Source organism: Micromonospora sp. NPDC049204 (assembly GCF_040647935.1).
Classification (GTDB): domain Bacteria; phylum Actinomycetota; class Actinomycetes; order Mycobacteriales; family Micromonosporaceae; genus Micromonospora.
Genome location: NZ_JBEZDC010000007.1, coordinates 198697 through 211558 on the forward strand (window position 1 = coordinate 198697; position 12862 = coordinate 211558).

Annotated in this window: 8 protein-coding genes; 6 read left to right on the plus strand and 2 right to left on the minus strand. The window is 73.2% G+C overall.

Features of this window, described 5'->3' with window-relative positions; translation table 11 throughout:
• Positions 1 to 40 precede the first annotated feature (40 nt).
• The gene (locus tag AB0A90_RS16150) at positions 41 to 1264 is read left to right on the plus strand and encodes a TRAM domain-containing protein (RefSeq protein WP_357248054.1); all 1224 of its coding nucleotides are present in this window, start codon (positions 41 to 43) and stop codon (positions 1262 to 1264) included.
• 134 nt (positions 1265 to 1398) lie between these two features.
• A complete protein-coding gene (gene dxs / locus AB0A90_RS16155; protein WP_357247642.1) occupies positions 1399 to 3345 on the plus strand; it encodes a 1-deoxy-D-xylulose-5-phosphate synthase in 1947 nt (648 codons plus the stop codon).
• Positions 3346 to 3550: 205 nt separating this feature from the next.
• On the opposite strand, the gene AB0A90_RS16160 is transcribed toward dxs, so the two are convergent.
• The gene (locus tag AB0A90_RS16160; RefSeq protein WP_357247645.1) at positions 3551 to 4744 is read right to left on the minus strand and encodes a hypothetical protein; all 1194 of its coding nucleotides are present in this window, start codon (positions 4742 to 4744) and stop codon (positions 3551 to 3553) included.
• 155 nt (positions 4745 to 4899) lie between these two features.
• Here AB0A90_RS16160 and AB0A90_RS16165 point away from each other — a divergent pair, with 155 nt between their 5' ends.
• Complete coding sequence (locus AB0A90_RS16165; protein ID WP_357247648.1) at positions 4900 to 6954, plus strand: hypothetical protein; 2055 nt, start codon at positions 4900 to 4902, stop codon at positions 6952 to 6954.
• Positions 6955 to 6991: 37 nt separating this feature from the next.
• Here AB0A90_RS16165 and AB0A90_RS16170 read toward each other — a convergent pair whose 3' ends face one another.
• A complete protein-coding gene (locus AB0A90_RS16170; protein WP_357248057.1) occupies positions 6992 to 8887 on the minus strand; it encodes a hypothetical protein in 1896 nt (631 codons plus the stop codon).
• 110 nt (positions 8888 to 8997) lie between these two features.
• Between AB0A90_RS16170 and AB0A90_RS16175 the strand changes: the two genes are divergently transcribed.
• Genes AB0A90_RS16175 through AB0A90_RS16185 form a run of 3 tightly spaced genes read left to right on the plus strand, consistent with a single transcriptional unit; the run spans position 8998 to position 12838 of the window.
• Entirely contained in the window at positions 8998 to 10272 is a 1275-nt protein-coding gene (locus AB0A90_RS16175) for a PQQ-binding-like beta-propeller repeat protein (RefSeq protein ID WP_357247651.1), read from the plus strand.
• Positions 10269 to 11552, plus strand: a complete 1284-nt coding sequence (locus tag AB0A90_RS16180; RefSeq protein ID WP_357247653.1) for a PQQ-binding-like beta-propeller repeat protein — start codon at positions 10269 to 10271, stop codon at positions 11550 to 11552. The genes AB0A90_RS16175 and AB0A90_RS16180 overlap by 4 nt, the downstream gene beginning before the upstream one ends.
• The gene (locus tag AB0A90_RS16185) at positions 11549 to 12838 is read left to right on the plus strand and encodes a PQQ-binding-like beta-propeller repeat protein (protein ID WP_357247656.1); all 1290 of its coding nucleotides are present in this window, start codon (positions 11549 to 11551) and stop codon (positions 12836 to 12838) included. The genes AB0A90_RS16180 and AB0A90_RS16185 overlap by 4 nt, the downstream gene beginning before the upstream one ends.
• Positions 12839 to 12862: the final 24 nt, after the last annotated feature.

The window sequence follows — 12862 nt, forward strand, 5'->3', positions numbered from 1 at the left end:
CAACCCGCCGTCGGTGCCGTCGGTGCCGTCGGTGCCGTCGGTGCTTGAGCGTGGCCTGGCCGAGGCGGAACGGGTCGAGCTGACGGTCGACGCCGTCGCCCCCGGCGGGCACTGCGTGGCCCGGGTGGACGGGCAGGTGGTCTTCGTCCGGCACGCGCTGCCCGGCGAAAGGGTCATCGCGGAGGTCACCGAGGTGCACCGGGGGTTCGTCCGGGCCGACGCGGTGAGCGTGCTGGAAGCCTCACCGGACCGGGTCGAGCCGCCCTGCCCGTACGCGAAGCCGGGTGCGTGCGGCGGCTGCGACCTGCAACACGTCGCCCCGGAGGCGCAACTGGCCTGGAAGACCGCGGTGGTGCGCGAACAGTTGACCCGCCTGGGTGGGCTGACCGACGCCGAGCTGGACCAACTCGGCGTCCGGGTCGAGGCGCTGCCCGGCGGGCTGCTGGGCTGGCGTTCCCGGGTCCGCTACGCCGTGGACGCCGCGGACCGGGCCGGCCTGCTCAAACACCGTTCGCACGAGGTGGTGCCGATCGACAGGTGCCGGATCGCCCACCCGGCCATCCAGCGGCTGCCGGTGCTCGCCGAACGCTGGACGGCCGCCGAGGCGGTGGAGACCGTCGCCAGCACCGGCGGGGACGTGACAGTCACCGCGGTCCGCGACGGGGTGCCCACCCCGGTCAGTGGCCCGACCGAGGTCCGCGAGGTGGCCGCCGGCCGGGACTGGGCGCTGCCCGCGTCCGGGTTCTGGCAGGTGCACCCGGCCGCGGCGGACACCCTCTGCACGGCGGTGCTGGAGCTGCTGGACCCGCGGCCGGGCGAGACCGCGTGGGACCTCTACGGCGGCGCGGGGCTGTTCGCCGCCGCCCTCGCCGGCCGGGTCGGCGCTGCCCGGATCACCCTTGTCGAGTCGAGCCGGGACGGGGTGGACGCGGCCCGCGCCAACCTGGCCGATCTGCCCCAGGTCGAGGTGGTGGCGGCCCGGGTGGAGACCGCGCTCACCCGTCGACGGATCACCGGCCCGGTCGACGTGGTGGTGCTCGACCCGCCGCGCTCCGGCGCGGGCGCCCAGGTGGTGCGGGACGTCGTCGCCGCCGGCCCACGGGCGGTCGCGTACGTGGCCTGTGACCCGGCGGCCTTCGCCCGGGACGTGCGCACCTTCACCGAGATGGGTTGGCGGCTGGCGGCGCTGCGGGGCTTCGACCTCTTCCCGATGACGCAGCACGTCGAGTGCGTCGGACTGCTGCTGCCTCCGGTCGAGCGCTGACCGGCGATCCTCGTACTCCGGTCCTCCGGCGGCGGCGGCGGATCCGGCTCTGACCAGGCGCTCAGCCCACCCGCGCGGCTCGGGCCACTCGGCCCAGGCTGCGGAGTGCCGGGCGGCCGATAGACTCTCCGGTCATGAGTGTTGAAGAGGACACGGCCAACCACGGCCGGTTGCTGGGGACGGTCCGCGGTCCGCAGGACGTCAAGCGGATGTCCGGTGAGGAACTGGACGTCCTCGCCGCCGAGATCCGTGACTTCCTGATCGCCAAGGTCTCCCGCACCGGCGGGCACGTCGGGCCCAACCTCGGTGTGGTCGAGCTGACGCTGGCCATGCACCGCGTCTTCGACTCCCCCCGCGACCGGCTCCTGTTCGACACCGGTCACCAGTCGTACGTGCACAAGATCCTCACCGGCCGCCAGGCCGGCTTCGACAAGCTCCGCCAGCGCGGTGGCCTCTCCGGCTACCCCAGCCAGGCGGAGAGCGAGCACGACCTCATCGAGAACTCGCACGCCTCCACCGCGCTGTCCTACGCCGACGGCCTGGCCAAGGCGTACGCCCTGCGGGGCGAGGCCCGCAGCGTCGTGGCCGTGGTCGGCGACGGCGCGCTGACCGGCGGCATGTGCTGGGAGGCGCTGAACAACATCGCCACCGCCGGCAACTCCCTCGTGATCGTGGTCAACGACAACGGCCGTTCCTACTCGCCGACCATCGGCGGGCTGGCCGACCACCTCTCCTCGCTGCGGCTCAACCCCGGCTACGAGAAGGTCCTCGACACGGTCAAGGACGCCCTCGGCTCCACGCCGCTGGTCGGCAAGCCGATGTACGAGGTGCTGCACGCGGTCAAGAAGGGCATCAAGGACGCGGTCGCCCCGCAGGCCATGTTCGAGGACCTCGGCATCAAGTACGTGGGTCCGGTGGACGGGCACGACGTGGCGGCGGTCGAGGCGGCGCTGCGCGCGGCCAAGAACTTCGGCGGCCCGGTGATCGTGCACGCGGTCACCCGCAAGGGTTACGGCTACCGCCCGGCCGAGGAGGACGAGGCGGACTGCCTGCACGGCCCCGGCAGCGCCTTCGACGTCGAGACCGGCGCGCTGCTGGCCGCCCCGTCGGTGAAGTGGACGCACGTCTTCGCCGACGAGCTGCTGGCCATCGCCGACGAGCGCCCGGACGTGGTGGGCATCACCGCCGCCATGGCCGAGCCGACCGGCATCGCCAAGCTGGCCCGCAAGTACCCCGAGCGGGTGTACGACGTGGGCATCGCCGAGCAGCACGCCGCCACCTCGGCGGCCGGGCTGGCCCTCGGCGGCCTCCACCCGGTGGTCGCGGTCTACGCCACCTTCCTCAACCGCGCCTTCGACCAGGTCCTGCTGGACGTGGCGATGCACAAGCTGCCGGTGACCTTCGTGCTGGACCGCGCGGGCATCACCGGCCCGGACGGCCCCAGCCACTACGGCATCTGGGACATGTCCGTCTTCGGGGTGGTGCCCGGCCTGCGGATCGCCGCTCCCCGGGACGCCGCCACGCTCCGCGAGGAGCTGCGTGAGGCGCTCGCCGTCGACGACGGCCCGACCGTGGTGCGTTTCCCGACCGGCGCGGTCGCCGCGGACCTGCCGGCGCTACGTCGGGTCGGCACTGTCGACGTGCTGGCCGAGTCCGCCCGTACCGACGTGCTGCTCGTCGCCGTCGGCTCCTTCGGCCAGTTGGGCATGGAGGTCGCCGCCCGGGTCGCCGAGCAGGGCTACGGGGTCACCGTCGTCGACCCCCGCTGGGTGCGTCCGGTTCCGGCGGAACTGGTCGACCTGGCCGCCCGTCACCGGCTGGTGGTGAGCGTCGAGGACGGCGTCCGGGTCGGCGGGGTGGGCGACGCGCTCGGCCAGGCGATGCGCGACGCCGACGTCCGGGTGCCGCTCAAGGACCTGGGCGTACCGGCCGACTGGCACCCGCACGGCACCCGCGCGCAGATCCTCGCCGACCTGGGCCTGACCGCCCAGGACGTGGCCCGCAACGTCACCGGCTGGATCTCCGGCCTGGACGCCACCCCGGACCGCCTCACCCCCAGCGACGCGGCCGCGCAGAACTGACCACCTCGCGACAACAGCGGCGGGCGGCCCTCCGGGACCGCCCGCCGCGTCGTCGCACCCTGTGCCGCGCTGCCCGGCCCCGTGCCGCGCCGATCTTGCACTTTCGGTCGCCGTAAGGCGCGCTTTGCGACTATTTGTCGGGGCAGAAAGTGCAAGATCGCCGCGGTGGGGGCGGGGGCCAGGGTGGGGCGGGGACGGGGGTGGGTCAGCGGGGTTTTACCGAGCGGTAGTGGGTCTTGTCGGAGTTGGCGAGGCTGTAGGTCTGGGAGCGGGACGGGCTGGGGATGACCGCCAGGCCGGGGCGCTCGACCAGCAGCGGAGTGCCCGGCGGGACGGACAGGGAGCTGTCCCGGGTGGCCCGCCAACTGAGCACGACCAGCGGCTGACCGGGTACGGGCAGTTGGTACGCCTGCAGCGGGGTGGCCCGGTCCGCGGGTGAGACGACGGGTGCGCCGCCGTCGGCCGGTCGGTAGATCACGGCGGTCATCGCGCCGGCGTCGGTATCCCAGTTGAGCTGCTGCAACTCCGCCGCCGCGCCACCTCCGAGGGCGACCTCGCCCAGCGAGCGGACCGTGAGTTTCGCCATCGGCCAGGACGTCGGCACCGAGCGCGGGGCGTCCCGGTCGCCGATCCGGCGCGGAATGCTGCCGAACGGACCCCGGTCGCCGGCCAGCACACAGGTGTCCAGCCCGGTCAGCGCCCGCCGTCCCGTGCCGGACTCGTCCCGGACCAGGGGATAGCGCGGATCGACGGTGCCGGTGCCCAGATCCAGCAGCCGGTCGGCGGCCCGCCCGCGCGGCAACGACTCGGTGGTTCGGAGGGTCGCGGTCACCGCGACAGCCGTGCAGGCCGGCACGTCGACAGGTGCGCTGAGGCCGTCCGCGACGGTGAGCGTCCGATCCTGTGGTCCGACCAGGGTCTGCACCCGGGCGGAGATCAGGTAGCGCCGGCCGCCGGCGGTCTGCACCGGCAGTACGTCGGAGTAGACGAGATAACCCGGGTCGGTGTACTCGGTGGCACGGGTCACCGCGTACCGATCGCCGTCGCGGGTGAGTTGCAGCAGCCAGGAGGCGCTCTCGCCGGGCACGTCGGCGGCCACGATCGCCGTCGGGGCACCATCGACCCGGCCGGAGAACAGGATGCCGGACGTGGGTAGGTGCGCGCGGTCATCGGCCGGCGACCGCCAGTCACGAACGGCGTCGGTGACCGCTGCCGTCGCCGTGCCGTCGCCCGAGAGATCGCCGCGCGGCGGCCACACCGCCAGCGTGCCATCCAGGCTGTCGTACCCGACCCGCAGGTCCTGTGGCTTGCGATCCGCGACCGGACCGCATGCCGTGCTGACCAACAGCGCACTCAGCAGGACGGCGAGCGTCCTGCCGTACCGACGGCCTGGAGTCACCTGGCCCGCCCCCGATCGCCTCGCCGTCGCTGTCGGAAAGCGCCATAGTACGAGATGTCCGGTGCCGGACCTCAGGTGGTCGCCGCCGGACCACCTACAGTGGACGCCACCGGGGCTTTAGTGCGTTTTGGTTACTCCGGTAGACTCCGCCGACTGTGACGCCTGCCGAGTCCCGCGCCCTGCCCGCGCCGCATCCGGAGTCGGCAGCCGGCTCCGGCGAGATGGTGAGCTATCGCACTCCGGTCGGTCAGTTCGCCGGCCCCGCCGCGTTGACCAGCGCCTCCGCCGCGCCGGCCGAGGCGCGCGCGACCGCCCCCACCCGCACCACCCCCGCCGAGACCGCCGCGCCGGCTCCGGCTGAGGCGGCCGCGCCGCCGGCGGAGACCGTCGTGCCGGCGCCGGCGGAGACCGACGCGCCGGACGAGTCCGTGGAGAGCGCGGCGGCCGTACCGTCGCGGGCGTGGTGGCGTGGGTGGACGCGGCGCCGGCAGCACCTGGCGGTGGGCGGGCTGTTCCTGCTCGCCGCGCTCTGGGTGACCAGCCGGATCTGGCTCGACCCGTCCGGTCGGGTGGCCTCGCTCTACACCGGTGACCCGGCCCAGGTGCAGTTCTTCCTCGCCCACTCGGTACGCGTGGTGCTGCACGGCGAGTACCCGTTCTACACCGAGCAGTTCAACTACCCCGACGGCGTCAACCTGATGGCCAACACGGCCGTGCTGGCGCTGGGCATCCCGATGGTCCCGGTGACGCTGTTGTTCGGGCCGGCGGTCTCCTTCGTGGTGCTGGTGACGCTCGGCCTCGCCGGCACCGCCATGGCCTGGTACCTCATGCTCTCCCGCCACCTGGTGCGCACCCCGCTCGCGGCGGCGGCCGGCGGCTGGTTCTGCGGCTTCTCACCCGCGATGCTCTCGCACGCCAGTTGGCATCCGAACATCATCAGCCAGTTCCTGCTGCCGTTCATCATCTGGCGGGTGCTGGTGCTCACCCGCTCGACCCGGCCGGTCCGGGACGGCGCGCTGCTCGCCCTGCTGGTCGCGGTGCAGGCGTTCATCAACGAGGAGATCCTGCTCTTCACGGCGCTGGCGTGCGGCGTCTTCCTGCTGGCGGTCCTCGTGCAGGAGCCAGCCCGCTGGCGGGCCGCCTGGCGGCCCCTGGGCGCCGGTGTGGTGACCTGCGCACTGCTGGCCGGGGCGCTGCTGGCGTACCCCCTGTACGTGCAGTTCGCCGGGCCGATGGCCTACCACGGGCTCAGCGACGCGGTGAAGGACTACGGCAACGACATCGCCGCCTTCTTCGCCCAGGGCTCGCCCACCCTCGGCGGCAACCAGCGCGCCAACATCAACCTCGCGCCGAACTACTCCGAGGAGAACGCCTTCTTCGGCTGGAGCCTGTCGCTGATCGCCATCGGCATCGTGGTCTGGCTGCGCCGGGAACTGATCGTCCGGGCGCTCGCGGCGACGGGCGTGCTCTTCGCCGTCCTCTCGCTCGGGGAGCGGGTCTCCTGGTGGGATCGGGAGCTGGTCACCGGGCCGTGGCAGTTGCTGGTCCAGCTGCCGCTGCTGGACGCGGTGGTGCCGACCCGGTTCGGTCTGATCACCAGCGTGGTGGTCGGTCTGCTGCTCGCGCTCGCCGTCGAACGGGCCTGGGCGTTGCGTCCCGCCGACCGGCGTACCGTGCGGACGCTCACCGCGGCGGGCCTGGCGTTCGCCCTGCTGCCGATCGCCCCGATGCCGCTGCGGATGGTCTCCCGGCCACCGGTGCCGGACTTCATCACCGCCGACCGTTGGCGGGCGTACGTCGGGCCCGACCAGACGCTGGTGCCGATCCCGGTGCCCAGCATGGGCAACACACACGGCATGCGCTGGGCGGCGGCCACCAACCTCGACTTCAAGATCCCCGGCGGTTACTTCCTCGCCCCCCGCAACGGCAACACCGGTGACGCCGGCCGGTTCGGCGGCCGACCCAGCGGGGTGGGCCAGATGCTGGAGGAGGTGGCGACGACCGGCCGTACGCCGAAGCTCGACGACCGGCAGCGCCGTCGATTCGCCGACGAGCTGCGGCACTGGCGCGCGGCGATCCTGGTGCTGCCGTTGCGGCAGCAGAACGCCGAGCCGCTGCGGCGGACGGTCGAGGAGTTGGTTGGTCCGGGGCGCCAGGAGCTGGACGTCTGGGTCTGGGACGTGCGAGCGCTCACCGACCGCTCGGTCTGATGACCACCGGGACGACGTCCGGGACCAGGTCGACTGATCAACCCACCAGGGCGCGGACGTCCCAGACCCAGACGTCGTCGACCCGCTGCGGCGGCCCGATCAGGCCGGTGACCAGGTCGCGCAGCACCGCCTCGCGCGGATGCGCCCCGAGCACCACCACCGACGCCCGCCAGAACCGCAGGTCCTCGACGGCCTGGCGACGGTTCTCGTCGGTGAGCGCCGGGACCGCGTCCTTGTCCATGGTGGAGTAGATGAGGGTGCTGGTGGGCCGGTTCGGCGCACCGAAGACCCCCTCGCCCAGCTCGTTCGGTCCGATGAAGTAACCGCCCGGGACGGGGAACTCCTGCCCGGTCAGGGCGCTCCAGCGCAGCGTCGGCAGGCCGTGCACGTTGCTCGGGATCGGCACCGGCACCAGGGTCCGGCCCGCCGGCACGTACGGTCGCCAGCCGCCCGCGGTGATGAAGTGCGGTGGCGGGTCGATCTGCTGGGCGGGCAGCGGCCGGGGCAGCAGCGGCAGCACGGCGAGGGTGACCGCCGCGTACCCCACCGGGCGCAGCCACCGACGGCGTGCCGCGACCGGCGCGGGAGCGGCCGGGTCGTCGGACGTCGCCGGGGTCGGCTCGTCGACGCGCTGGGCCGGCACCCGCGCGGGGTCGGCCACCGCGCGCCCCTGGCGGTGCGCGGCGTCCCAGGTCAACGCGAGCAGTACGCCCACCGCGGCGGCGACCACGAGCGTCAGCCGGGTCGGCATCATCATCTCGACAAGCGGCAGGTCGTCCGGAACGTACGACCACGGGCCACGCACGGTGGTCTCCACACCGTCGAAGCGCACCATCGGCCCGATCGCGGCCACGGTGAACACCACGATCAGCACCGCGACGATCCGGGTGGCCAGCGACCGACGCACGAGCAGCACCAGGGACACCAGCGAGAGCAGCACCAACGGCCAGCCGAACCAGGTGTTCTGCTCGGTCAGCCCGATCGTCTGCTCCACCGCCGGGTCACCGGCCCAGGTGTCCCTCGCGAAGGTGACGAAGGCCATCAGGTCCTCGCCCCAGTTGTGGAAGACGCCACCCTGCAGGCCCCGGTAGGACTGCGGGCCGTTGAACTGGAACCAGATCGGGTACGCCGCGAGCACCAGGGCCAGCCCGCCGGCGACCCCGAGCCCGGCCGCGAACGTGCCGGCGGCCGCCCAGGCGGCGCGCGGCCGCTGCACGACGTACGCCAGCACGACGACCAGGCAGGCCAGCGCGGTGAGCAGCAGCATCTCCTCGTTGATGAAGATCTGGTACGTCACCAGCGCGCCGAGCACCAGCCCGTTGCGCCGCCACCGGCCCGGCTCGCCGAGGCGCAGCACCCGCACCACGATCAGCGGCAACAGGAAGTTGGACACGAAGTTGGGCTGACCGTTGGCATGGTGGATGATTCCCGGCGCGAAGCCGAGGAACGCGCCGCCGACGAAGGCCGCCGCCCGGGAGCGCACCAGGTGGCGGGAGAGCATCCAGTACCCGGTGCCGGCGGTGGCCGCCAGCGCCGCACCCAGATAGAGCGCGTACATCACCTGGGGGCCGAGCAGCAGGGTCAGCGGGGCCAGCGGCAGGGTCACCCCGAGCAGTGAGGTGTTGGCCATCATGTTCACGCCGTCCGGGGCGTTCTGCCGGGCCGTGAACAGCGGGTTCTCCAGGTGCCGCACCGAGTACGCGCCATGCGCGAACAACCACTCGAACCAGCTGTGGTCGGTGGGCAGATGCGAGGAGACCCGGCCGGTGACGTCACCCCAGTAGTTGAGGCAGACGAAGACGCCCAGCAGCACATAGGCTCCGAGGGCCAACAGGTCGGCTCGGGCCGGGCGGCGGCGAGACCGCCGCGTCGGCTCGACCTCGGCCGGGTCGACGTCGATAACGGGATTCAGCGAAGGGTCTACCACCGGCACAGCCACGACGCGCCATCGTACAGGCGCGGGTCCGTCGCTTTTGCCGGGCCGGTGCACTCACGGTCGGTTTGCCGGACGTCACTCGCCGGCCAGCACGGGGAGGATGGTCGTTGTCGATCATCGAGCTGGGTGAGATCGGGGACGAGCCGACCGCCGGTCCGCCGGTCCGCCGGCCCCGCGCCGCCGGCCGCCCGTTGCGCGGCGCCGCCGTGCTGCTGCTCGCCCTGCTGCTGCCGGCCGGCGCGACACCGCAGCCGGAACGGACGATGACCGTGGTGCCGACGTCGCGGGCGGACTCCGTCTTCCTCATCGCGGACGGCGTCATCGTCATCGACCCCCCGACAGCCGACCAGGACCGGCACCTGACCGCGTACACCCAGCCGGCACCGAACGGCGCCGCTGTGCGGTGGCGGGCACCGGTGCCCCGCGGCGACGACTACCTCGGCGTCCGGATCGAGCGAGGGCTGGTGCTGCTCACTGGGGTCGATGCCGAGGACGGGGTGATCGAGACCACCGCCTTCGACGCCGAGACGGGCCACCAGCGGTGGCAGCGTCGTGGTTCCCCCGTACCGATCGCCGGCGGCGGGCTGCTGCTGACCGAGGTCCGCCAGAACGGGGTGGACGGGATGAGCGGGATCGACCCCGACACCGGTCGGGTTCTCTGGTCGGTGCCCCTGCTGTCGCCCTCCGGCCCCGGCTACCACGTGATCGACGGTCGGGTCGACAGGTTCGTGCTGGTGCAGCCCACCGGCGAGGTTCAGGTGCACGACGCCGACAGCGGCCGCCTGCTGCGCAGCGTGGACACGTTGCCCGGCGACCGATCGGTGTTCCAGCGGGTCCAGGTCGTCGACGATCTGCTGCTGCTTCTCACCCCCGGGGACGTCCCGATGGTGGTGGCCTACGAGTTGGCCGGGTTGGAGCAGCGGTGGACGGCGCAGGTGTCTCCGGTGTCCTTCGTGGTCGGTTGTGCCGACCTGCTCTGCGTGTCGGGGCAGGACGGCAGCCTCCGGGTCCTCGATCCGGCCACCGGCGTGGTGCGCTGGTCGGACCCGGGCAGGGAGTTGCTGGCCGACGTACGCGGCGGCCATCTGCTGATGGCCGGCTTCGGGCGGCAGTACGCGGTGCGCGACGCGGCGACCGGACGAACGCGCACCGAGCTGGGTGAGTGGGACCTGATGCAGGTGCTCCGGCTGGACGATCCGCTGGTCGGGCTGCGGCACGGCGACGACGGCCGGCTGGTCGTCGCCGCCCTGGACCTGCCGGCCGGCCAGGCGCGAATCCTCGACGTGCTGCCGGACATCGCGGGCAGTTGCCAGGCGTCGCTACCGATCCTGCTCTGCCAGCGTCTCGACGGCTCGACCGCGCTGTGGCGGTTGGGGCAGTGACCGACCCGGTGATCGACCTCGGTGAGCTCCGGGCCGGCCCGGAGCCGGATCCGCTGCCCCGCCCGCCCCGCGCGAACGGTCGACTGTTGCGCTCCGCGCTGGTCCTGCTGCTCGTGCTGGCCACGCTCGTCTCCGCCGCCGTGCCGCCACCCCGCCCGGCCTCGGTGACGTTGCCCGCGCAACTCGCCGCCGAGACGCTGCTAACCGCCGACCTGTTCGTGGTGCTCGACCCGGACCCGGAGCAGCCGACGCGGCGGCGGATGAGCGCCTTCCGGCTGCCCGACGGCGTGTTGCTCTGGCAGGCCGCAGTACCGGTGCAGGGCCGGAGTTGGGCGATCACGTCGGCGGGCGGGACCCTGCTGGTCACGGTCTACGAGGTGCTGTCGCCCGAGCAGGGCGTCCAGTCCCTGGCGTTCGACCGGGAGACCGGGGCGTACCGCTGGCAGCAGCCGGGCCACCCCACCCTGCTGGCCGACGGCAACGTGTTGCTGCTGTCCGGCGCGGACGACCAGCCGGTCACCCTGCGCGCGGTCGACAGGTGCTGCGGCACCGTGCGCTGGCAGCTGACCGACGCCGCCGAGTACGTCGGCCTCCGGCAGGACGCCCGCGGATTGGACCGGATAGTGCTCCACTGGAGGACGGGACACACCGAGGTGCATGACGCGATCACCGGCGCGGAGCTGGCCCGTGCCGACCTGCGCCCACCCGAGGGCGGCTCGTACGAGTACGTGCAGGTGGTGAACGACCTCCTGCTGGCCAGCCAAGGGACGCCGACCACGATCACCGCGTACGGGCTGGACCGGCTGGAGCGGCGCTGGAGTACCACCGGCACCGATCGGATCGACGTCATCGAGGACTGCGGTCCCGTCCTGTGTTCGCAGCGACATCGCGCCGAGCTGTCGGGGGTCGATCCCGCGACCGGCCAGGTGCGGTGGCACAGCGACCGCTGGGGGTGGGTCCTGCCGTACGACGGACGGCTGGTGTCCGCGCCCGTCGCCGACCCTCCACAGCCGCTCGTCATACTCGATCCGACGACCGGCGAGAAGGTGGCCGAACTGGGCCGGTGGGAGCTGGCCGTGGTCAACCTCGACGGCCCGCTGATCGGCACGCGTCCGCACCCGGACGGCGGGATGGTCGTCGCGGAGTTGGACGTCCGCGCCGGAGAGGCGCACGTACTGGACGTGTTTCCGGACGTCGCCGGCAACTGCCAGGCCACCGCCGGCCTCCTGCTCTGCCAGCTGGTGGACGGGTCGTACCGGCTGTTCCGGGTGTCCCGGTGAGCGGCTCGGTGATCGACCTCGGCGAGCTGCGGCACGGACCGGAGCTGGAGCCGGCGCCGTCGCCCCGCCCACCCCGCGCCAAGGGCCGGCCGCTGCGCTGCGTGCTGGCCCTGCTGCTGGCGCTGGCCACCCTCGCTGCCGCCGGGCCGCCGCCGCCGGGACGGACCGTGGTGACGGTGCCCGCCGAGGCGGGCGCCGACGTGCAGATCGACGGTGACCTGGTCCTGGTGATCAACCCGGTCACCGTCCAGGCGCCGCCGTGGCGGCTGGCCGCCTTCCGGCTGTCCGACGGCGAGCCGGTCTGGGACACCCCGCTGCCCGGGAAGGCCCGCTTCTGGGGAATCCAGCCGAAGGACGGTCTGCTGCTGCTCACCGGGTACGAGATCGGTGCGGACGCGCGGGACACCCTCACCGTGGCGCTGGACCGCGCGACCGGGGCGTACCGCTGGCAACAGCCGGGCGGCTCCTTCGAGCTGGCTGACGGCAACGTGCTGCTGCAGTCCGTCGGCGAGGACCAGCCGCTCAGCCTGCGCGTTGTCGACCCCTGCTGTGGCACGGTGCGCTGGCAGCTGAGCACCCCCACCGCCGGCGTCACCGCGCAGCCCGTCGGGGAGAAGGCGGACCGGGTGGTGCTCAGCGACGTGCGCGGACCGGTCGAGGTACGCGACGCGCTGACCGGGGCGGTGCGTGCTCGCGCCGACCTGCGGCCACCCGACGGCGGGCCACTCGGGTACGTGCAGGTGGAGAACGACCTGCTGCTGACCGCCGGCGGGCAACCGGGCGCGCTCACGGCGTACGGGCTGGACCGGCTGGACCGGCGCTGGAGCACGACGATCGGCGAGATCGATTTCGTGCAGGGCTGTGGCGCCGTCCTGTGTCTGGGCACCCGCTCCAGCGGGCTGTGGGGGGTCGACCCCGCGACCGGCGAGGTGCGCTGGCGCAGCGACCGCTGGGCGTGGGCCTGGCCGTCCGGCGGTCAGCTGGTGGCCAGCACGCGCAGCAGCGATCCGCTGGGGGACGTCTTCGTCGTCGACGTGCGGACCGGCCAGGAGGTGGCCAACCTGGGTCGGTGGGAGCTGTACCAGCTCGACAGCAGTGGTCGGCTGCTCGGCGTCCGCCCGCATCCCGACGGCGGGGTGCTGGTCGGGGAGTTGGACGTTTCCGCCGGGACGTCGCGCGTCGCGGACCTGCTGCCGGACGCCACCGGGCGGTGCCAGGCGATCGCGGGCCACCTGCTCTGCGCTGGCACGGGCGGCCCGTACCAGATCTGGCAGTTGCGCGACTGATCACCGGCTGGCCCGGGCGGGCGG

What these genes read in the sequence shown, in the direction of transcription:
- dxs (WP_357247642.1), top strand. Translation starts at nt 1,399, where the DNA reads ATGAGTGTTGAAGAGGACACGGCCAACCACGGCCGGTTGCTGGGGACG.